24 protein-coding genes are annotated in these 21,438 nt (G+C 42.8%); 9 read left to right on the plus strand and 15 right to left on the minus strand.

Translation table 11 applies throughout. The annotated features are described in order from the left end of the window. Window positions 1-73 precede the first annotated feature (73 nt). Window positions 74-1,417, plus strand: a complete 1,344-nt coding sequence (gene purB, locus AC59GT_RS08700) for an adenylosuccinate lyase (protein ID WP_497237271.1) — start codon at window positions 74-76, stop codon at window positions 1,415-1,417. Between the two features lie 105 nt (window positions 1,418-1,522). Further along, the gene (locus tag AC59GT_RS08705; RefSeq protein WP_117381529.1) at window positions 1,523-2,074 is read left to right on the plus strand and encodes a NifU family protein; all 552 of its coding nucleotides are present in this window, start codon (window positions 1,523-1,525) and stop codon (window positions 2,072-2,074) included. Window positions 2,075-2,148: 74 nt separating this feature from the next. On the opposite strand, the gene AC59GT_RS08710 is transcribed toward AC59GT_RS08705, so the two are convergent. The 7 genes from AC59GT_RS08710 to ppk1 form a co-directional block, all read right to left on the minus strand. Then, window positions 2,149-2,943: an inositol monophosphatase family protein gene (locus AC59GT_RS08710; protein WP_497237272.1), complete on the minus strand. Its 795-nt coding sequence runs from the start codon at window positions 2,941-2,943 to the stop codon at window positions 2,149-2,151. Next, window positions 2,909-3,400, minus strand: coding sequence for a GtrA family protein (locus tag AC59GT_RS08715; protein ID WP_497237273.1), 492 nt, complete (start codon window positions 3,398-3,400; stop codon window positions 2,909-2,911). Before AC59GT_RS08715 ends, AC59GT_RS08710 begins: the two co-directional genes overlap by 35 nt. Next, entirely contained in the window at window positions 3,393-4,565 is a 1,173-nt protein-coding gene (locus tag AC59GT_RS08720) for a prolipoprotein diacylglyceryl transferase (protein ID WP_497237274.1), read from the minus strand. The genes AC59GT_RS08715 and AC59GT_RS08720 overlap by 8 nt, the downstream gene beginning before the upstream one ends. Window positions 4,566-4,594: 29 nt before the next feature. Further along, window positions 4,595-5,914, minus strand: coding sequence for a tRNA (N(6)-L-threonylcarbamoyladenosine(37)-C(2))-methylthiotransferase MtaB (gene mtaB / locus AC59GT_RS08725; RefSeq protein WP_497237275.1), 1,320 nt, complete (start codon window positions 5,912-5,914; stop codon window positions 4,595-4,597). A 120-nt stretch (window positions 5,915-6,034) separates the two neighbouring features. Beyond that, complete coding sequence (locus tag AC59GT_RS08730) at window positions 6,035-6,601, minus strand: UbiX family flavin prenyltransferase (RefSeq protein WP_497237276.1); 567 nt, start codon at window positions 6,599-6,601, stop codon at window positions 6,035-6,037. 157 nt (window positions 6,602-6,758) lie between these two features. Then, window positions 6,759-7,646, minus strand: coding sequence for a Ppx/GppA phosphatase family protein (locus tag AC59GT_RS08735; protein ID WP_497237277.1), 888 nt, complete (start codon window positions 7,644-7,646; stop codon window positions 6,759-6,761). Further along, on the minus strand, window positions 7,643-9,697 hold the full coding sequence (gene ppk1 / locus AC59GT_RS08740; RefSeq protein WP_497237278.1) for a polyphosphate kinase 1: 2,055 nt from the start codon (window positions 9,695-9,697) through the stop codon (window positions 7,643-7,645). The genes AC59GT_RS08735 and ppk1 overlap by 4 nt, the downstream gene beginning before the upstream one ends. A gap of 140 nt (window positions 9,698-9,837) precedes the next feature. On the opposite strand from ppk1, the gene AC59GT_RS08745 reads away from it, so the two are divergent. Further along, complete coding sequence (locus AC59GT_RS08745; RefSeq protein ID WP_117382935.1) at window positions 9,838-10,329, plus strand: YajQ family cyclic di-GMP-binding protein; 492 nt, start codon at window positions 9,838-9,840, stop codon at window positions 10,327-10,329. A gap of 50 nt (window positions 10,330-10,379) precedes the next feature. On the opposite strand, the gene AC59GT_RS08750 is transcribed toward AC59GT_RS08745, so the two are convergent. Both AC59GT_RS08750 and AC59GT_RS08755 read right to left on the minus strand, forming a co-directional pair. Next, window positions 10,380-10,952 carry a hypothetical protein gene (locus tag AC59GT_RS08750; protein ID WP_497237279.1) on the minus strand — a complete coding sequence of 191 codons (573 nt, stop codon included), beginning with the start codon at window positions 10,950-10,952 and terminating at the stop codon, window positions 10,380-10,382. 123 nt (window positions 10,953-11,075) lie between these two features. Further along, on the minus strand, window positions 11,076-11,513 hold the full coding sequence (locus AC59GT_RS08755; RefSeq protein ID WP_497237280.1) for an Hsp20/alpha crystallin family protein: 438 nt from the start codon (window positions 11,511-11,513) through the stop codon (window positions 11,076-11,078). A gap of 134 nt (window positions 11,514-11,647) precedes the next feature. Between AC59GT_RS08755 and AC59GT_RS08760 the strand changes: the two genes are divergently transcribed. Continuing rightward, window positions 11,648-12,094, plus strand: a complete 447-nt coding sequence (locus AC59GT_RS08760; protein ID WP_497237281.1) for an acyl-CoA thioesterase — start codon at window positions 11,648-11,650, stop codon at window positions 12,092-12,094. Between the two features lie 96 nt (window positions 12,095-12,190). Further along, a complete protein-coding gene (locus AC59GT_RS08765) occupies window positions 12,191-12,733 on the plus strand; it encodes a hypothetical protein (RefSeq protein ID WP_497237282.1) in 543 nt (180 codons plus the stop codon). Between the two features lie 68 nt (window positions 12,734-12,801). On the opposite strand, the gene AC59GT_RS08770 is transcribed toward AC59GT_RS08765, so the two are convergent. The 3 genes from AC59GT_RS08770 to AC59GT_RS08780 are packed head-to-tail and all read right to left on the minus strand — an operon-like array spanning window position 12,802 to window position 15,694. Continuing rightward, window positions 12,802-14,199 (minus strand): FAD-binding oxidoreductase, encoded by a 1,398-nt coding sequence (locus AC59GT_RS08770; RefSeq protein ID WP_497237283.1) that lies wholly within the window; start codon window positions 14,197-14,199, stop codon window positions 12,802-12,804. 10 nt (window positions 14,200-14,209) lie between these two features. Continuing rightward, window positions 14,210-14,566: a dihydroneopterin aldolase gene (gene folB, locus AC59GT_RS08775; RefSeq protein WP_497237284.1), complete on the minus strand. Its 357-nt coding sequence runs from the start codon at window positions 14,564-14,566 to the stop codon at window positions 14,210-14,212. Between the two features lie 42 nt (window positions 14,567-14,608). After that, window positions 14,609-15,694 carry a DNA topoisomerase IB gene (locus tag AC59GT_RS08780; RefSeq protein WP_497237285.1) on the minus strand — a complete coding sequence of 362 codons (1,086 nt, stop codon included), beginning with the start codon at window positions 15,692-15,694 and terminating at the stop codon, window positions 14,609-14,611. Window positions 15,695-15,815: 121 nt separating this feature from the next. Between AC59GT_RS08780 and AC59GT_RS08785 the strand changes: the two genes are divergently transcribed. Beyond that, on the plus strand, window positions 15,816-16,262 hold the full coding sequence (locus AC59GT_RS08785; protein ID WP_497237286.1) for a GNAT family N-acetyltransferase: 447 nt from the start codon (window positions 15,816-15,818) through the stop codon (window positions 16,260-16,262). A 58-nt stretch (window positions 16,263-16,320) separates the two neighbouring features. On the opposite strand, the gene AC59GT_RS08790 is transcribed toward AC59GT_RS08785, so the two are convergent. Further along, window positions 16,321-17,334 (minus strand): threonine aldolase family protein, encoded by a 1,014-nt coding sequence (locus AC59GT_RS08790; protein ID WP_497237287.1) that lies wholly within the window; start codon window positions 17,332-17,334, stop codon window positions 16,321-16,323. A gap of 143 nt (window positions 17,335-17,477) precedes the next feature. Between AC59GT_RS08790 and AC59GT_RS08795 the strand changes: the two genes are divergently transcribed. Further along, window positions 17,478-18,173, plus strand: coding sequence for a hypothetical protein (locus tag AC59GT_RS08795; RefSeq protein WP_497237288.1), 696 nt, complete (start codon window positions 17,478-17,480; stop codon window positions 18,171-18,173). A gap of 80 nt (window positions 18,174-18,253) precedes the next feature. Here the strand turns inward: AC59GT_RS08795 and AC59GT_RS08800 are convergent, their stop codons facing one another. Beyond that, entirely contained in the window at window positions 18,254-18,919 is a 666-nt protein-coding gene (locus tag AC59GT_RS08800) for a hypothetical protein (RefSeq protein WP_497237289.1), read from the minus strand. A gap of 179 nt (window positions 18,920-19,098) precedes the next feature. Here AC59GT_RS08800 and AC59GT_RS08805 point away from each other — a divergent pair, with 179 nt between their 5' ends. Both AC59GT_RS08805 and prmC read left to right on the plus strand, forming a co-directional pair. Next, window positions 19,099-19,629 carry a 5' nucleotidase, NT5C type gene (locus AC59GT_RS08805; RefSeq protein ID WP_497237290.1) on the plus strand — a complete coding sequence of 177 codons (531 nt, stop codon included), beginning with the start codon at window positions 19,099-19,101 and terminating at the stop codon, window positions 19,627-19,629. Between the two features lie 8 nt (window positions 19,630-19,637). After that, on the plus strand, window positions 19,638-20,516 hold the full coding sequence (prmC, locus tag AC59GT_RS08810; protein ID WP_497237291.1) for a peptide chain release factor N(5)-glutamine methyltransferase: 879 nt from the start codon (window positions 19,638-19,640) through the stop codon (window positions 20,514-20,516). Here prmC and xerD read toward each other — a convergent pair. Beyond that, on the minus strand, window positions 20,506-21,414 hold the full coding sequence (xerD, locus tag AC59GT_RS08815; protein ID WP_497237292.1) for a site-specific tyrosine recombinase XerD: 909 nt from the start codon (window positions 21,412-21,414) through the stop codon (window positions 20,506-20,508). The genes prmC and xerD overlap by 11 nt on opposite strands. Window positions 21,415-21,438: the final 24 nt, after the last annotated feature.

Below are 21,438 nucleotides of genomic sequence, written 5' to 3' on the forward strand. Positions count from 1 at the left end.
ATACTTGTTAAAGACAAATTCATCTAAATCGCCGCACGTTCTTTATTTGATTATCTTTGCAAAAACTTTATACATGGAATTAAATTCCTTAACCGCCATCTCTCCCGTTGACGGCCGCTACCGTAATTCAACTGCTGATCTTGCAGCTTATTTTTCTGAATTCGCTCTTATAAAATACCGGGTATTTGTAGAAGTTGAATACTTTATTGCATTATATCAGCTACCAGTAAAGCAGCTAGACGGCTACGATAATGGTAAAACTGAACTATTAAGGGATGTTTACCGCAATTTTACTGAAGATGATGCAGCATCGATTAAGGAGATTGAGACAACAACCAACCATGATGTTAAGGCTGTAGAATATTTTATAAAAAAGAAGTTCGACGAGCTGGGGCTTTCAGCTTTTAAGGAGTTTATCCATTTCGGGTTAACCTCCCAGGATATCAACAACACAGCTATACCTTATTCGTTTAAGGCGGCTATACATGATGTTTATATCCCGCAGTTGCACAGTCTTATTGATGTGCTGAGGCACTATGCTGCGGAGTGGGCAACTGTGCCGCTGCTTGCACATACCCATGGGCAGCCAGCTTCGCCAACCCGTTTGGGGAAAGAAATAGAAGTTTTTGTAGAAAGATTGATCAATCAGCTGCACCTGTTGCGCGCAGTGCCTTACTCGGCAAAATTTGGCGGTGCCACAGGTAACTTCAACGCACACAAAGTTGCTTACCCTGATACTGACTGGAAAGCTTTTGGTAACCACTTTGTAAATGATGTGCTTGGCCTTCACCGTTCGCAGTTTACCACCCAGATAGAGCACTACGACAATTTTGCTGCACAATGCGATGCGCTGAAAAGAATAAACAACATTATCATAGATCTGGACCGCGACATGTGGACCTATATATCTATGAATTATTTTAAGCAGAAGATAAAAGCTGGTGAGATAGGTTCATCGGCAATGCCACACAAGGTAAATCCGATTGACTTCGAGAACAGCGAGGGCAACCTGGGTATCGCCAATGCCATGTTCGAGCATCTTGCTGCAAAACTGCCGATATCACGCCTGCAACGCGACCTTACCGACTCTACTGTGCTGCGTAATATCGGTGTGCCAGTTGCTCATACCTTAATAGCATTGAAATCTACCATTAAAGGCCTTAATAAATTGCTGCTCAACCAAACAGCCATTAACGACGACCTTGACGCCAACTGGGCGGTAGTTGCAGAAGCTATACAAACGATTCTAAGACGCGAGGGATACCCCAACCCATATGAAGCTTTAAAAGAGCTCACTCGTACCAACACACAGGTGAACGCAAATACCATTGCGGAGTTTGTTAATACTTTAGAGTTATCTGCGAGCGTTAAAGAAGAACTAAAGGGAATTTCACCGCATAATTATACAGGCATTTAAGTTGTTAGAAGTTCAAGATCCTCTGTCAGCAAGGCGTAAAACTAAGTTTTGAAGACACTAGCAATAAAAAAGCTGATTACATTTGTTCATATAAAATAGCAGATAATGAATATTAACGTATATACCGAATCTACCCCTAACCCGGCAACCATGAAGTTCATTGTGAACAAGTTGCTTATTAATGGCAGCGTGGATTACGCCACAAGAGAAAGTGCCGAAAAGTCTCCTTTTGCTAAAGAATTGTACAAGTTTTCTTTTGTAAATGGTGTATTCTTCGCCAGCAATTTTGTTACCGTTACAAAAACAGAAGGTACTGAGTGGGACGATATTGAAGCCATACTTAAGGAGTTTGTAAAAGGCGCAGTAGAATCAGAACTGAAAGTACAGGAAATTGAGCAAACCGGTGAGGTGGAGTTTGAAGGTACGGATACAGAAATAAAAATTCAACAAATATTGAACGACTATGTTCGCCCGGCTGTTGAGCAAGACGGCGGTGCTATAAGCTACCGTTCTTTTGACGAAGGTGTTGTAACTGTAGAGCTTCGCGGATCATGCAGCGGATGCCCATCTTCTACCGTAACATTAAAAGCCGGTATAGAAAACCTGTTGAAACGTATGGTACCTGAAGTAACCGAAGTTGTATCTGAAGCCTTATAACTGATCCTTAAGATAAAATAAGAAAGCCGGTTGATCAATCAACCGGCTTTCTTATTTAAGCACATTTTTATTGATCAATCTTTAAAGTACTTGTTGATGTAATCCAGCATTTCAGCAGTTATTTTGCCGTTGGTAGCCAACAGTTCACTAGTGTTTACCACTTCACTCCCACCTTTAAAGTTTACTACGTCGCCACCGGCTTGTTTTAAAATTACAATACCTCCTGCTATATCCCAGGGATTAAGATTGTATTCGTAATAACCCTCGAACCTACCACAAGCTGTATAAGCCAGATCGACTGCGGCAGAACCTAGACGACGTAAACCATGGCAGTTGCGCATTAGGTCGGCAAAAAGATCTATATAAACTTGTTGCTTGCTAAAATCATAATATGGGAAACCAGTAGCAATCAGGCTGTCCGCAACCTTTGCCTTATTACTTACCCGTATCTCTTTTCCGTTCAGGTATGCAGGCGAATCGGTATGGGCGTAAAAGCATTCATCCTGATTTATTTCATATACCACCCCAAGCACCAGTTCGTCGTTCTTTTGCAAACCAATACTTACCGAGTACACCGGTAAGCCATGAATAAAGTTGGTTGTACCATCTAACGGGTCGATAATCCAGTTATAGGTCTCGCCTACTTTGGTTGTGGTTTTTTCCTCGGTGATAAAGCCGGCTTCCGGTAAAACTTTTTCCAGTCCGGCCACTATCTTTTGCTCGGCACCTTTATCAACGTACGATACAAGGTCATTTAAGCCTTTGTACTCTATTTTATCAGCGTCAAAGCTAAGCCGCTCCTGCCGGATAAAAGCGCCTGCTTCTTTTGCTATTTCAGTTACGTTCCCGATGATTCGATTGAGTGTCATGACTGCGTTTGTGTTTTATTGATAGACTGAATGAAAATACTTTGTGTATAAAAAAGCTTGCCACAAACAAGCTCAAAGCAGCGCCAATACGTGCTACAGGTGGGTAAATATCTAACACCTGTATTAATACCTTTAGTATAGCAAGATTAGCTATAAACCCGATCACCGCCACTGCAAAAAAACGACTGAACTGCTTACTGGATGATGATTTTGAACCGGTAAACACCATGTACTTGGTAAGTGTGAAGTTGATAGCTACGCCTAAGCAGTAAGAAATCGCCAGCGACAAGGTTGCATTCCGCATGGTAAAAGCGGTGAACTTGTATGTTTTCTGTGTAAATACGTGGTGATATAACAAATAGAAAGTAGATGCATCAACTAAGAAACCCGCACCGGCAGATAGCAGGAAGCGCATTACTTCGTTATTCTTAACCTTATGCCACAAACCTTCAGGCATTAGCTACCTTATGGTTTTTGTACCGCTGATTGCCAAAGTAAATTAAGGCAGTACCGCCTAACACCATGATTACAGATATAAGTTCTGCTTGGGTGAAAGACAGGCCACCAACATTGTAACGGGTATTTACACGTATCAGTTCTACCATAAAGCGCTCTATACCGGCTAATATCATGTATATACCAAACAGTGCGCCTGGTGCTTTAACCTTTTTGCGGATAGACCAGATGAACAGGAATAATAGTAAGCAAACCACACATTCGTAAAAAGGCGTTGGATATACCGGTAAAGTAAGCTGATTACAGAATTTGCCTACACAACCAGGAATATGATTGCCCGGGTCAGACTCGTTCACGTTATGCGGATAGCTGAATGACCACATCCAGTCGGGTGCCCAGCTAAACCAGATTGGTTTTGGTTTAAGGTTAGGGATGCCCCAGTCACCGTCACCGGCCATCTGGCAGCCTATACGGCCGAGACCGTAAGCAAGCATCATACCTGCAGCGCCAATGTCGAGCATGTCCAGCGGCTTTACGCCATGTTTATTGGCAATATATAATACCGCCGCACCACCGCAGATAAGTCCACCATAAAAAGTTAAACCACTAAAACCGATTAGCATGCCGACAGGGTCGCGCATAAACTCGCCCCAGTTCTCGAGCGCGTTAAACAATTTCGCACCCGCAAACCCCCAGATAGCTGCCCATAGCAAAATGTTGCCCATCAGTTCATATGGATGAACGGTAACCTCCTGCTGTTCCGGCTTGGTTAATACTTGTTTCTTGTTTTCGTAATAAGCCCAATACGCCATACCCGCACCCAGCAAAATGCCGCCAATCCAGTTACCACGAAGGGACAACAGGAATGCTTGCGAATCATTTATCATTTCGTTGTAGTGAAACGCAGCATCTACAACTTTATAACCGAATATAAAGCCGAACAAACCATTGCCTATTAGCTCTGCGGCAGATACAGGAGCACCTACGATAATAGTCTTTTTAAATGTACGAATGTATCCGGCTTCTTCTTTCCGTTTAAACTCCTGTGTAAAGGCCCAATAAGCACCCATAAAGGCAATAGCTACAAAAAACCCAAATGTTTGTATAGGAAGTGGTAAGTGTAAGCCGGTTAAATATTCTATAAGCGAAGTGAGCGTTGGAAACATAGCAGGTATTTGTAAAGGCGAATATAGCTTTAATGAGCTAATATTTCTGCGCTTTCGGTTATTTCAACATCACCGTCGGGTGATATTTGCGTTAGGTGAACTGTCTTAAGTTCATTTACCAGTACAGGATCGTACTTGGTTTTTACCTTTACATAATTGCGTGTAAAGCCATGCATAAAGCCATCCTTTATATCTCCTTCGAATAGCACTTCATCGCTTTTATTAAGCTGGCTTTCATAGAATGAACGGCGTTTCTTATCACTCAGGATGTGCAGCATTTTGCTTCTGTCGGCACGGGTTGATCCTGGCACTGTACCAGTCATCCCGGCAGCAAGTGTATTGTCTCTTTCAGAGTAAGTAAAAACGTGCAGGTAGGATACATCTAAGTTGTTAAGGAAGTTGTAAGTATCTACAAAGTCCTCTCTTGTTTCGCCGGGGAAACCTACAATAACATCCACACCAATACAGCAGTCCGGCATAGCTTCTTTTATCTTCGCTACACGGCTTGCGTACAGTTCTCTTTTGTAACGCCTGCGCATAAGACCCAGTATTTTGTCTGAGCCAGATTGCAGCGGAATATGAAAGTGAGGCACAAACCTTTTTGACGTTGATACAAACTCTATTATCTCGTCGCTAAGCAAGTTTGGCTCTATTGACGATATACGTATGCGGTCTATGCCTTCAACCTCGTCAAGGGCTTTTACCAGATCAAAGAAGCGATCTTCACGGTTGCCATTGCGAATACCAAAATCTCCCAGATTAACCCCTGTCAAAACAATCTCCTTAACGCCAGAAGCTGCAATTTCATAAGCTTGCGTTATTGCATGCTCAATGGTATCGCTGCGGCTTGCGCCACGTGCTAAAGGTATAGTGCAAAAAGAACAGCTATAATCGCAGCCATCCTGCACTTTTAAGAAAGTACGTGTACGGTCGCCAATAGAAAATGATGGAACAAACTCATTGGCTTGTGTTACCGGCTGATTGTAAACAACTGTTTTAGGATTCTTAGTTAGATCGGTAAGATATTCTACTATCCTGAACTTCTCTGCAGCACCCAATACCATATCTACACCGGGTATATTTGATATTTCGGCAGGTTTCAATTGAGCATAGCAACCCACAATGGTCACATGCGCGTTTGGGGATATTTTAAGCGCTTCTTTAACAATCTTCCTGCACTTCTTGTCAGCATTTTCGGTCACCGAGCAGGTGTTTATAACATAAACATCCGGAGTGTTGGTGAAATCAACTGTTTGAAAGCCAGCCTCGTTAAACATGCGCCCGATAGACGATGTCTCCGAGTAATTTAGCTTGCAGCCAAGTGTATAAAAAGCAACCTTCTTGTTCATTTTCAGGCCGCAAAGATAAGTATTTGTGCTGAAACCCTAAACACCAAAGCTAAAAGCGACTTTGCTTTAACAATCGATGCTTCAAGATCGAACAGCGTACTACCCGTCGAGCATCGGTGCTTAGTTATCTTCGCTCCAGCGGTAACTGTCATTTTCAAGACCAATAAGATCGATTACACGATTTACAACCGTGAGCGCGACATCTTCTATGGTCTTGGGTTTGCTGTAGTATGATGGTACAGCTGGGCAAATTATACCGCCGGCTTCTGTCACCGTTTGCATGTTTCGTATATGGATGAGATTGAGAGGGGTATCGCGTGCAACCAGTATTAAGCGCCTGCGTTCTTTGAGGATGACATCGGCTGCCCTGGTAATCAGGTCATCCGACACGCCCGAGGCTATGCGACCGAGTGTTCCCATAGAGCAGGGCACCACTACCATAGTATCAAACCTTGCTGAGCCGGAGGCGAACGGAGCCATAAAGTCGCTCTTGGCATAGAATTTAAAGGGATAATTGCTATAAGCGGTATTATCTAATTCAAATTCCCACACCTGCTTTGCATTATCAGACATTACTACAACCACTTCTGCCACCTGTTGGTGTAGCTGCTGAAGCTTGTCTAACAACAATTTAGCATAAATAGATCCACTGGCTCCGGTAACTGCAACTACAATTTTTCTCATCATCTTGGCAACAAACGTACGGAAGAAAAGTTAGTGCACAAAAAAGGGTCGAATAACTCGTACTCGACCCTACATCTACCTATGAAAAACATGCCCTTTGAGCGGGCACAACAAATATAAAAACAGTTTTTGTATTTATAAACTATTTGTTAAAAAATTTTTAAGCTTTTGTACTTAGATTTTTTTCAATTAAAGTCTGTATAATTCCGTCCACCATACCCACTGTTGGCACATACATATTCTTGATATTAGCGCATTTAAGCACAGTAAGGTAAATTTCGCAAGCCGGTATTATAACGTCCGCACGGTCCTGGTTGAGCCCTAATACGTTGATGCGGTCCTTCATCGAAAATGAATCAAGATAATTATACAGCGACTTCAGTTTAAGATAGGTAAGCGGCGCATCGTCTTTCTCGCCGGATAACTTATAAAGCTTGTTAATGTTGCCACCGGTACCTATGCCAAAAATGTTCCTGTGATGACGTGTGTGTTCGCGTAAAAACTCCCGCATTTCATTCCAAGTCTCTTCTTTATCCTGGTTGTCCAGTATACGAATGGTTCCTAAATTAAATGATTGTGAAGCCAGCAGCTCGCCTTTGGAGAACAGCGATAATTCGGTGCTACCACCGCCTACATCAATATACAGGTATGTTTTATCCTTATCAATATTTACTTCTGCATGGCTGGCAGATATTATTCTTGCCTCCTTCTCCCCTTCAACAATCTCTATGTCTATTCCAGCCTCTTTTTTTATCTGAGCCACAACTTCGCTGCCGTTACCGGCCTCGCGCATAGCTGATGTAGCACAGGCCATATAATGTTCTACCTTAAAAACATCTATCAAATTCGCAAACGCCTGCATGGTCTTTACCAGGTCATCCGCTTTCTTCACCGAAATGCGGCCATTCAAAAATGCGTCGTCACCAAGGCGCACCGGCACACGTACCAAGGTGTTCTTTTTAAACGAGTACGAACCGTTATTCTCTATAATATTTGCTATCAGCAGCCTAACCGCGTTAGATCCTATGTCAATTGCAGCGTATCTCAAGTTGTTGCGTTTTTAAGTTTCAGGTAATTGTATATATCTATCTGCGACCTTGTAAGGGCCTCTGCATTAGTTTTGTGATATTTATTAGCGCTGGTTCCGGTAAGTTCCCTGGCCTTGGTATTGTCGCGCAATTGTATATCTATTATGTCGCGCACCTCTTTCTTTAACACCGGATCGTAAATAGGGAAACCAACCTCTACACGGTTGTCTATGTTACGTGTCATGAAGTCGGCCGAGGTAAGATATATCAGTTCATCTCCTCCGTTGCAGTAAATGTGCACACGAGCGTGTTCCAGAAATTTATCTACAATGCTTATTACTTCAATGTTCTCACTAAATCCTTTTACTCCGGGAATAAGGCAGCACATTCCGCGAACGATCATTTTTATTTTCACCCCTGCATTGCTTGCCTGATAAAGCTTAGCTATCATTTGCTCATCGGCAAGGCTGTTCATCTTAAAAATCATGTACGCTTTTTTCCCTGCTTTTGCGTTTCTAATCTCCGTGTCTATCAACCTGTAAATTGCAGGCCGTGAGTCAATCGGTGATACGATAAGGCTTTTAAGATCTTTTGGGAGGGTAAGTTTATTTAAGGCCCTAAACACAGCTACCATATCTGCCGTGATCTTTTTGTTTGATGTGAGCAGCGTATGATCCGCATAAATGCGTGCGGTTTTCTCGTTAAAGTTACCAGTAGACAAACAACCGTAATAAGCTGGTTTGCCTTTTTCCATCCGTTGTACCAGGCATATTTTAGAGTGCACTTTATACCCGTCTATACCATACAATACATTTACCCCCTCTTCTTCCAGCCTATTGCTCCAATAAATGTTGTTTTGTTCGTCAAACCGGGCACGCAGCTCTACCAGGCAGTTTACCTTTTTGCCGTTCTTGGCAGCATTTATCAGCGCGTAAATAATTTTTGAGTTCTCCGCCAGACGGTAAACCGTTATGCTGATCTCCTTAACTTTCGGATCAATAGCCGCTTCGCGAAGGAAATGTATAATGTAATCAAACGACTGGTATGGTGTGCTAATGAGGTAGTCGCGTTTTGCGACCATGCTCATAAGGCTTTTGCCAAACATCAATCCATCCACCGGCAACGGGCGTGTTTTGGAATATTCCAGCTCAGGACGACCTACGTTGGGGAAGTTGATAAAATTTTTAAAATTGTGGTACCTGTTGCCCGGAATCAGGTTTTCGCCCTGCAGTCTCATCTTCTTAACTAAATGGGCTAGCATGTCCGGAGGCATTTCGGTGTCGTATAAGAGCCGCATCGGCTTACCTTTACGGCGTTTCTGTAAGCTTTTAGCAAGCGAATCGATAAACTTCTCGCTAACTTCTTTATCCAGGTCAAGCTCGGCATCACGGGTAAGCTGTATCGAATACGCCTCTATGCTGTCGTGCTCAAAAATGAAAAATATATCTTCGAGGCTATACCTGATGATGTCATCCAGAAGGATAATAAATTTCAGTTTGTTGGTGTCTGGTAGAACTAAAAACCGTGAAAGATTGTCGGGTATCTCTATAAGCGCGTAGCGGCATTTACGTCCGCGGGTAAGTTTTACAAAGAAATAAATAGCGCGGTCGCGTAATTCGGGGAATGGTAACTCATCATCCAACATGATGGGAACCAATGTAGAAAGTAGTTTATCCCTAAAGAACTCCTTAACAAACTCGCCACGGGTAACGTTCAATTGCTTATCGTTCAGCAGGAATATTCTTTCTTCAGCAAGTTCTTTAACTATAATATTCTCATATAAGTTGTTAAACTTCTTTTCCTGCTTTATTACTATGTTCTTGATCTGACTAAGCAACTTTTTAGGGTTGTAACCTAATATTTCTTTTGCTTTTTCATTCAGGTTGGCCAGGCGGCTAAGCGTAGCTACACGTACGCGGTAAAACTCATCAAGATTGGAAGAGAAGATAGCTAAAAACTTCACACGTTCTATAAGCGGTACAGTTGGGTCGGCAGCTTCCTGCAAAACCCTGTCGTTAAAGTATAGCCAGCTTATTTCCCTATTTACAAGTGGAAGGTTTTTAGTATCCATAAAGCACAAATCTGCTTATTTATTTATTAAGGTAATATTAAGAAATTGTAACGTGTGTAAAGCAGGTAAACCATTTAGCCGCACTATAGTTTATGGTGGAATACAAAACTTACATTAGCTTTGCACAAAAAACACCAGTTATGCCATCATTTGATATTGTAAGCAAGATAGACGGACAAACGCTTGATAACGCTATTAACACCGCAAAAAAGGAAATATTAAACCGCTACGACTTTAACGGTTCTAAAAGCTCAATAGAGTTGGACAAGAAAACAAACGAGCTTACCGTAGTCACCGAAAATGATATGCGCCTTAAAGCTATCCAGGACTCTATCATAAGCCGCATGATGAAACAGGGACTTGACCCCAAAGCGCTTGACTTTGGAAAAGAGGAATACGCCTCCGGTAACATGATACGCAAAGAAATTAAGGTAAAGGAGGGTATTGATAAAGAAGTTGCCAAGAAGGTTGTGAAAAAGATAAAAGACAGTAAACTTAAAGTTGAAGCCTCTATAATGAACGACCAGGTGCGTGTGACTGCTAAAAAAATCGACGATTTACAGGCTGTAATAAGCTTGTGCCGTACAGAAGATTTTGGCCAGCCGCTGCAATATATTAACATGAGGGCTTAGCGGTAAATACTGGCGGTGTCCTTGATGTTGCCGGGACACCGTCAGCTTTATTATAATAGCTTAAAACTTTGAACTGCTGATTCAAACAGCGGCTGATACTTACCAACCTGAGATGTAAGCGAAGAGGCGGTTAATACGTAAGCTGTATTGTCTTTAGGAAGTATGTACGAGTTAATCGCAATGTCGCGGCCTCCGTATTGATAAGAGTAAGTTAGCTTTTTACCTTTTAAACCAGCTGCCTCTATATCTTCAGTTTTCAGGTTCTGTATCTTCATGGCCTCCATCTGCTTTAAGTTAAAGTCGATATATTCGGCCATCGTTTTACCCTTCATATCATCTGCCAGCACATTCATGTTCGGTGAAAAATCACCGTCTTTTGGACCTGCAATAATCAGTAGCGCAAATTTACCGGCGGTTCTCTCTGACTTTTTCCAACCTTCCGGCTTGGTAATCTGATACTGAGTTGTTGACACAACGTTTGTGTCTGCCCCACCATTTACAGGCTTGGTCTGGCTTTCAGAAGTTGATAAACTGTCTTTTTTATCGGCTGAGCTACCGGAGCCTTTGCAAGCGGCAAAAAACAACAGTCCTGCCGCTAAAAATACCAATTGTGATTTCTTCATATATGCTGGTTATTATGATGGTTATATGGTACTCAACACCAAAATTTTCAAATAGTTCCAAAAAAAAACCGCCCATTGCTGGGCGGCCTTCAACTAAACCAAACTTATGAAAACACACTTTAATTATTTAATAGCTATTTCGCGTGACTGAAATTTAGCTTCTTCTCTTTTTGCAACAGTAAGTTTCAATATACCGTCGGTGTAGTCAGCTTCGATTTTTGAATAATCGGCTGTTTCTGGCAAAGTAAATGAGCGTACAAATGAGTTGTAGCTGTATTCGCGTTTGCTGTACTTTTTAGTTTCTTCGTTGTTTTCAGATCTCTTTTCGGCTGAAATGCTTAACACATTTTTGTCAAGGCTAATCTTAAAATCTTCTTTCTTTAAGCCTGGTACTGCAAGTTCGATGTGGAACTCGCCATCGTTTTCTGCAATGTTAACAGCAGGCACACGGGTAACCAATTTGTCGCTGATGAAAGAATCGTTTAAGAAAGATTCGAATACATCTGTGAAAAACGGATTAGCATTGCTTTTTAAACCGTTGTTAAATTTTACTAGTGTCATTTTTATATCCTCCTGAGTTTTTGTTTTATTAACTTCGTAACCATTATATCAAGTGATATACCAACGGCATTTAGTGAAGCAATTCACGCCAATATGTCCGGAACAAAGCAAACTTACAGACAAACTGTCTTAAAATGGCTGAAAAACTATCAGATTACAAATACAAAACCCCTATTCACATCCGGTTTTCGGATATTGATTCCGTAGGTCACGTTAACAACGCCATATATCTTACCTATTTTGAGGTGGCGCGTATCAGCTATTTCAGGAATGTTGCAGGTTGGGACACCAAAACTACCGGGATAATTGTAGGCAGATCGGAGATCAACTACTTAAAGCCTGTAACTATTGAAGATAAGATTATGTGCTATGTAAGAGTAGTACGTATTGGCAATAGCAGCTTTGATGTAATGCACGTTCTGGTGAAGCTTACAGAAGGCAATGAAGAGATCTGCACTACTTGTAAAACAGTCTGCATTAGTTATGATTACTCGGCAAATAAATCTGTTCCGATTCCCAAAGATGGCCGGAGCAAGATGATAGCCAACGATGAGCCCAGGCTAATTTTGAATACAAACTGATAATTGCATGATTTTTGAAATTTTTTTAAGAACAAGAAATTGTTAAAACAGTTCTTTCTAATAACTTTGTCTCTTCATTATAACCTTGTTACATTTATGTTAAAGTTCACCTTATCTCTCGCTGCAATCTGCCTTTCTGTTACTACGCTTTTTGCTCAGAAGCTGGAAAAACCCCAAATAGATAAAATTAAATCCGACACAGTATGGAAAACTTCTGAAGAAAGGATTTACACTCATTTAACCATGTCTAGCGGAGAGGCCTTATATGCCTACGCATTGAAAGTTAAAACAAGTTTTGTCTTGGTTTTAAAAGTGGAAATTATGAATGGGCCTACTACTTTTTCGGTTACAGAAGACGATATTACAAACGTAAAATTCACAGATAACACGGTAATAGACCTAAAACCGTTTACTCCCGACGGCTCTTATGCTCAAACCAAATTTTTAACAGGCGGAACGAAAACCGCAGCAGTCGTTTTCTACGAGCTTTCGGATGAAAATCTTCAACAGTTGAAAAATAAGTCGATATCCATTGTCCGTATAGCAACAAAAGGCGCTAGCAACCTAGACTTTGAACTCAAACCAAAGAACTCAGATACAATTAAGAAGGAATTTGAATTAGTAACAGCAATTAAATAGCACTTTCTAATATAAGTTGCTGGGACAAGACATTTTCTTCAGTAACTTATATTAAACTCATTTGAACTTCAGAAAATCTTACCCGGATTTAATATTCCGTTCGGATCGAAGACCTGTTTTATACCTTTCCATAAAGCGAAGTGCACCGAAGAGTATTTTAGCGGCATAAAATCTTTTTGAACCAGGCCGATGCCGTGTTCACCAGAAAGGGTTCCGCCTAATGCTACCGTTAGCTCAAATATTTCGGTGATGCCATCTTTAAGCTTGCTACTCCAGTCTTCGTCGCTCATGCCGGCTTTGATGATGTTCACATGCAGGTTACCGTCACCGGCATGACCATAGCAAACTGATGAGAACCCGTATTTACTGCCGATAGCCTTTATGCCGTTGATCAGCTTTGGCAGGGCGGCGCGGGGTACAACCGTATCTTCCTCCTTATAAATCGAGTTAGACTTTACTGAGACTGCCATGGTACGCCTGATGCGCCATATTTCTTCCTTTTGCGCGGCGGAATCAGCAAAAAGCACATCCTGGCAATTGTACTGCTCCAGCACACCGTTTATTTTTTCGCAATCGGCAAAGATCGCTTCGAGATCAGAGCCGTCAGCTTCTATCAGCAAGAAAGCTTCCACGCCATCCTTCAGGTCGAAGGTAAGCCCGTCGTGTTCTATCACCCACTCTATCCCTCGGCGTTCCATAAACTCCAGTGCAGAAGGAACTATACCCGCCCTGAATATTGCAGACACCGCTGCACATGCATCTTCATTGGTGGCAAAAGATGCCAGCATTAAAGCGTCCTGTGTAGGTTTTGGTATCAGTTTGGTCACTATCTTGGTTACTATACCTAACGTGCCTTCGCTACCTATAAGCAGCTGCGTAAGGTTATAACCTGACGCATATTTAAGCGTGTTGGCACCTGTCCAGATGACTTCTCCGTTTGGCAGCACTACCTCCAGGTTTAGCACATACTCGCGGATGGTACCATATTTTACCACCCTGGGCCCACCACTGCAGTTAGCCACATTACCGCCTATAAAGCAACTTCCTTTACTAGCCGGGTCTACGGGGTACAATAATCCTTTCTCCGCAGCCGCATTAATAAAAACCTCAGTAATTACACCCGGCTCTACAATAGCTTGCAAGTTAGCTTCGTCAATATCAATAATCTTGTTAAACCGTTCCATCGAGATCAGCAAACCGCCATTAACCGCCAACGCGCCACCTGCCAGGCCTGTACCGGCGCCACGGGGCGTCACCGGGATAAGGTTGTGGTTACAAAGGCTCATCAAAGCAGATACTGCTTCCACTGTTTGTGGCTTTACAACTACTTCCGGGAAGTAAACCAGGTCTTCAGTCTCATCATGACTGTAATCCTGTATCTCTGCCTGAGAGGTCAGCACGGCATCTGCACCAACAATTGCTGTTATTTCCTGCAATAGCTGCTCAGTTATTTTATTGTAGATCATTATTTGAATACTATTTGGCGTAGCTGATGGTCACCACGGAATTCTTTACCGGACCACCAAGGGCCGGGTTTGCTTTTCTGATAGTAACAGATGATGTTTTAACAAAGTTGTGCCTTGCGATAACGGCATTGATAATGGATTGCGCAACTGTTTCTATGAGCTTACGGGTATGCCCCATTTCCGCTTTAGCGATATTGTAAAGCTCCTCGTAGTTAACGGTGTTGGCTATTTTATCGTCACTGAAATCATAAGCATTGTCAAACGCTACCTCTATATCAACAACAAAGCGAGTACCCAAAAGCTGTTCTTCAGGGTAAAAGCCGTGGTATGCGAAAAACTCCGCTCCTTCTAAAGCTACTTTAACCATTAGCCAAAAGTAAATATTGTTTACAGGAATACGGAATTGAATTTAACTCGCTTCGGCAAGTTTCTCGTTCTCTAAAATGTTGAGCAGGGCTTTTTCCGCCGTATTAAGCTCAGATGCTTTTACATCCTTTTCCTCATCAAGTTCACTGATGTATTTGAACAGCGTACCTTCTTCGTAGCTTTTTATTACCGTTGGGTGTACATAGTATTTCTTGCAAACCGTACGCGTATTGCCCAGGTTTATAGCAACTTCGTCCAGAACGCTTACAATCTTTTTGCGGCATTCCGACTGGTTATTATATTCACCGACTGATTTAAATGCATATAACGCGCTAACACTACCCGCCCATGTACGGAAATCCTTTGCGGTAAAATCTTCCCCGGTGATCTCTTTTAAATAGTGGTTAATGTCGCCAGAACCAATTGTGCAGCGTTGCCCCTCTTCATTATAATACTGAAAAAGCTCCTTGCCAGGGATGTCCCTGCATTGTTTCACCAGCTTGGCCAGCTTTTTACTTTGCAGCGCTATTTTGTGGAAGACGCCCTTTTTACCCTTAAATTCAAAATTGATCTGTGAGCCTTCGATCTTAACGTGCTTATCCATCAGCGTGGTGAGCCCAAATGATCCATATAGTTTTTTGTAGGATTCGTTACCTACGCGTATGCTCGTAAGCTCCATTAACCTCACAACAAGCGCTACAACCTTTTCATGATCAAGATTGCGGCGGGCAAGGTCATGATCTACCTGCTGGCGTATTGCGGGCAAGTGCGCCGCAAAAGTTTGTAAACGGTGGTATTTGCTTTGATTGCGGATTTTGTTCCAATATGGGTGATACCGGTACTGCTTACGGCCGGCTGCATCTGTACCTGTAAATTGCAGGTGCCCGTTCTCGTACGGAGATATCCAAACGCTGGTATATGCCGGCGGGATCACCAGCTTGTTGAAACGTTGGATGACTTCTTTATCCTTTACTAAATCACCGTGGGAATCGTAATAACTCCAGCCTTTGCCTGATTTCTTTCGGGTGTAACCGGGTGTTGAATCTGAAACATAACGCAAGCCTACCGCTTTCGCGGTGATCTTTGGGTCGCGACCAATTTTTTCTAACTTTTTGAGGAGACGGTTCATCTGGAGTTTACAACATCTGATAACGTTATAAGTTTTACGGGCTTACCTACTCCTTTGACGCTTATTAATACTTTGTATAGCTGATGTATTTACACTATCTTTAATAACATCAACATCCCGAATGCAATTTATCCCAGTAGCACTTACAATAGAGGCAAACGCCGGCTTGCTGAATTATCCTGAATGCGCCGAATCGTTGCAGGAGTCTATTAACTTCTACTCGCGATCTGGCTTTGCCCCGCCCTGGATATGCTATTATGCGACCGAAAATGGAGAGCTAATCGGCTGCGCAGGCTACAAAGGGCCACCTGTAAACGGACGCGTTGAAATTGCTTACGGTACCTTCCCTGCGCATCAGCAAAAAGGCGTAGGCACTCGCATTTGCCAAAAACTTATTGAACTTGCTTTGCTTACAGATCCTTCGGTGAGCATTATAGCACACACGCTTGCGCAGGACAACTATTCATCACGCATTCTAAAGAAGAACGGTTTTACATTTACAAGCAGTTTTGAAGACGAAGAAGATGGCATGGTATGGCTGTGGAGCCATCAGCCCGATAGCAAATGAAAAGTCCGGATGAAAGTTGCAGCTTTCAAGTCCGGACTTGTAGCGATTTAAACCAGGCTTATATGCCCGCTAATTGCGAGATCACGTATTCTACCTGATCAGGGTGGACATCCAGGTGGGTTACAAACCGTATGCGGTGCGTATCTGTGGTGTTGGCCTTTATTCCTTTAGCTTCCAATTTAGTTAATATACCCTCAGCAGGCGCTTCTGTATCAAACAAAACAATGTTAGTTTCAACCGGCACCACATTAGTTACCCATCTTTGTTTACTGAGCTCCTCACCTATTATTTGCGCGTGTTTGTGATCTATTTTCAAACGCTCCACATGATGGTCTAGCGCGTAAATGGCTGCAGCAGCTAGAAAGCCTGCCTGGCGCATACCTCCGCCCAATACCTTGCGTATCCGCCGCGCATAAGCAATGGTCTTTTTGTCGGCTAACAACACAGAACCTACAGGCGCGGCCAACCCCTTGGACAAACAAACAGAAATACCGTTGAAGTACTTACCATAGTCACTGGCTTTGTCGCCGGTGTGCGCCAGGGCGTTAAATATACGTGCACCATCCAAGTGCAACTTCAGGTCACGATTATGGCAAAGTTGAGCAATAGGTTTTATTTGCTCCAGTGTGTAACAGCTACCGCCGCCTTTATTAACCGTGTTTTCCAGCACCACGAGGCTGGTGTTTGGGTAATGTATATTTTGCGAGTTGATCTCGGGTTCTATCATTTCCGCGGTTATAATACCCCGGTAGCCATTAAGCAATCGGGTAGAAACGGCCGAATTGAACGCTATACCTCCACCCTCGTAACGGTACACGTGGGCTGTTTGATCGGCAATCAGTTCGTCCAGCGGATTGGTAAAACATTTAATAGCTATCTGGTTGGTCATGGTACCCGAAGGGCAAAAAATAGCCGCCTCCATCCCAAACATCTCAGCGGCTTTTTGCTCCAGCGCGTTTACGGTTTCATCCTCTCCAAAAACATCATCACCAACTTTGGCGCTCCACATGGCTTCAAGCATCCCGGCCGTAGGCTTGGTCACGGTATCGCTGCGCAGATCAACAGTCATCATATTGCGTTATTTCTATTATTTTTGAACATCAAATATCTAAATCTTGAGCGTAAAGTGTGATTGTTTATTGTCTTTTTGGTGTTACAATAGAACTCAGAAATAAACAGTTGTACTTTGCGTTAATTGAAGCAGACAATATACATATGCACAGCAAAGTAATATTCGGAATAGTTTTGTTGATGTCGTCCGCATCAGCCTCATCTGCGCTTGCTCAAAAATGGCTACCCGGCCACTTTACCGATGCAAAAGGCAACCGGTCTGATGGCTTTATTTACCAGAACCCCGGCGGCAGCGGACCGATAAAGAATGAAGGTTTTATTGAGTTTAAGGATGGCGAGAAAACCAATCCTTACAAGCTTAGCACCAGCGATCTGCAATCATTTGTTGTTGGTAAGGACAGCTTTGTGGTGGCGCATGCTCCCGGTAATGAGACCTGGGCGAAAAAAGAGTATGATTTTGTACGTGTAGCCGTTGACAGTGATACCAAGATTTATGTTACCCGTGGTGCTGGCAGCGGCGATGGCGGTGGTGGCATACACGTTTCACCAGGCTTCGGCTTGAGTACCGGCGGTGGCTACGGCACATCATATGGGGGTGGTTTAGGTATATCGCTCGGCGGCGGCAATGGCGGTGGCGGCAAACAAAAAGCCACTTATTACTACGGCAGTAACACCGCGACCATGCAGCACATTACTAATGAAAATTTTGTTGACGTAATGAGCGAAGCTATGGGCGACGAGCCTGAGGTGGTAGAGCAGATACGGGCAGGTAAATTCGGCCTTAAAAACATGGATAAGCTGCTACAATACTTTGAAAAAGTAAAGGCGTCCCGTAAGTAACTATTTTCATTTAACGGACACTAAAATCAAATGGCGACAGGTTTAAAGCCATCGCCGTTTGATTTTAGAGCCTAAGCTATTTATTTGCCAAAAGTGTAAAACACAGATACGCCTAAGCCATTGTTAATAAAGTTGAAGTTTACGCCGTCTCCGTCGCTGTTACCTGCGACGCCGCCGTCGGCATTATAGTGCTGGTAATTTAAATTGGCAAGCATAAGCGCTACCCCCAGTTTTTTAGTTGGGTAAAACAAGAGGTCGAGATTTAATCCACCAGTATATGAGTTGCCAGTAGTTTTAGTTTCCACACCGCTTCCTCCACTCAAGTTGGTAACGGTTGAACTATTGCGGTTGTAAGTGAAGTAAGGCCCAGTACGTATCCCTATTTTACTTTCGTACATAACATACTTGCGCAGATAAATACTGGCTCCGAAGTTGTAATTTGTTTGTTTTTGAGTGTAGTAGGCTGTTCCGACATTATTAATTTTAGTTAAGCCGTATTGCAGTCCGACACCCAGATCGAGATTGTTACTAAGGAATGTGCTGTAATTTGGGCCTATGTAAAAATTAGTGTTTTTTTGATCCTGAGTGTACATGATTCCCGATGCCTGATCAAAGATGTTGTTGTTGGTGGTTGCTCTGTAAAACTGAAGATTGATGCCAAGCGTGCTGTTGCCCTTCTCTGTTTGTGCAAAGGCACAGCCTGTAAATAGAAGAAATGCAATTACTGTAGCGAGTGTTTTTTTCATGTTATTGGTTTTAAGTTTCGTCTTTAACGGGCTCGAGTAACTAATATTTTAGTTAATTATCTGTTTGAAACTTTATTTTTTTTAGATGTATTTTCGCGCTTGAACACAGCAATAACAAGCAAAAACTAACGTTTTAGTTGGTTTTATCTCGTTTGCACCTTTTCAATAATTGTTTCACTATGAGAAAATCGATAGCTATAGATATGGACGGCGTCATTGCCGATGTAGAACAACAGTTTGTTGATTGGTATTATCGTGACTATGGCGTGTTGCTGACCAAGGAGGATCTGGTGGGCAAAAGTGATGACACGCTTTTCCCTGAAGCAGGGCTTGCACGCAAAATGGTGCTTTCGCCAAATTTCTTCCGTACCTTGAAGGTTATGGATGGTGCTGTAGAAGCTTTGCAAAAACTAACGGAAAAGTACGAGGTGTACATTGTTTCCGCAGCGATGGAATTCCCGCTTAGTCTTGGTGAAAAACTTGCCTGGCTGAATGAACACTTCCCATTTATCAGCTGGCGCAACATCATCTTCTGTGGCGATAAAAGCATTATCAACACGAATTACATGATAGATGATCACCTTAGAAACCTTGATAACTTTAAAGGTAAAACCATTATGTTTCATGCATTTCATAACGTAAGCTATAACAACCACGTGCGTGTAAACAACTGGGACGAAGTATTGGCATTGTTTGACAAGGAGGCATAAGCAGCGCTATGCAAAGCATAAAACAGGTTTTTACCAGCTTCCATCAGGCGCTTGACGAGCTTTACGGACCCACCGAAAGCGAAGCGGTAGCTATGCTGGTGATTGGTGAATTAACCGGCTACTCACGTGCAAAGATCAAGGCATTTCCCGACGACGTGATTACTTCAGAAGTTGAAGAGAAATTACCAAAAATACTTAGCGAGCTAAAAACAGGCAAACCGGTGCAATATATACTTGGGAGTACGGAGTTTTATGGGCTATCCTTCCTGGTAAACCCATCCGTACTCATCCCCCGCCCCGAAACTGAAGAACTTGTTGAGTGGATTTTAAAGACCTGCAGGAAACAGCCACAAAACCTTTCGAAAATTCATTTGATGGACATTGGCACAGGCAGCGGCTGCATTGCCGTCAGTCTCAAAGGGAATCTGGTTAACGCTGTAGTAAGTGCCATTGACATTTCAAACGAAGCTTTAAAAACTGCCGAACGAAATGCAGTTATGAATAATGCGAAGATTAACTTTATTAACGCCGACGTTCTTGAGACATCGGTAATCTCGCAACTCGATACGTTTGATGTTATAGTGTCCAATCCGCCCTATGTAACGCCTGCTGACAAAGCTTTGATGCACACCAACGTAAACAAATTTGAACCGCATACGGCGCTGTTTGTACCGCAGGAAGATCCACTGCTGTTTTACCGGGCCATAGCTGATATTGCTGCAGAAAAGTTAAACCCTGGCGGATATCTTTTCTTCGAGATAAATGAACGTTACGGGAAAGAAACGGTTGAATTGCTAGATGCCAAGCAATTTACAGACATACAGTTAAGGCAAGATATGAGTGGTCGCGACAGAATGATCAGAGCTACCGCGCCGCTTAAGGCTTAGTAGACCGGGGATGAAATTCGGTTATTACGCTTTTTAAGTAACTTCTATCCAAATGAGTATAGATTTCCGTTGTGGTGATGCTTTCATGGCCAAGCATCTCCTGCACCGCTCGCAGATCGGCACCTCCCTCAACCAAATGGGTTGCAAATGAGTGGCGGAACGTATGCGGACTAATGGTCTTCTTTAAACCTACCGTTGCGGCAAGTTCTTTTATCAACAGGAACACATATACCCGCGACAGCTGCTTACCGCGGCGGTTTAAAAACACCATATCCTCTTCACCTTTTTGTACAGGGACATGTATACGCAACAGCTCTATCCATAATTTCAAGGCCTTAACAGCTGCACTACCTATAGGTACTAGGCGCTCTTTGCTGCCCTTGCCGGTGACCTTGATAAATTCTATTTCAAGATGCAGGTTAGACAGTTTCAGCTCCGTCAGTTCCGACACACGCAGGCCGCAGCCGTACAATACCTCCAACATTGCTTTATTGCGGGTGCCCTCTGGTTTGGACAGGTCTATAGCAGATATCATCTGGTCAATTTCCTGTACGCTTAATGTATCCGGCAGCTTGCGGGTTATCCTGGGAGTTTCGAGCAATTCAGACGGATCAGCCTTGATGTAGTCTTCCATTAGTAAGAATTTATAAAATGCTTTGATACCCGAAATAATGCGCGATTGTGTGCTCGGGATCATGCCTAACTCGTTTACCCAAGCGATGAAATCCCTTAGATCTGTTAAAGAAAAATCTGTAGGCGATTTCTTATCTATTTGTAATTCAGAATACTGGTATAGTTTATCTATATCTTTAGTATATGCATCTATAGAGTTCGCTGATAAAGAGCGTTCCAGTTTGAGGTAAGCCTTAAAGCTTTTTGTTGCCGAAGCTCTGTTCAATTGATTTTTGTTTTAGCGTTTTAT

The organism is Mucilaginibacter sp. 320_HR (genome assembly GCF_059691875.1).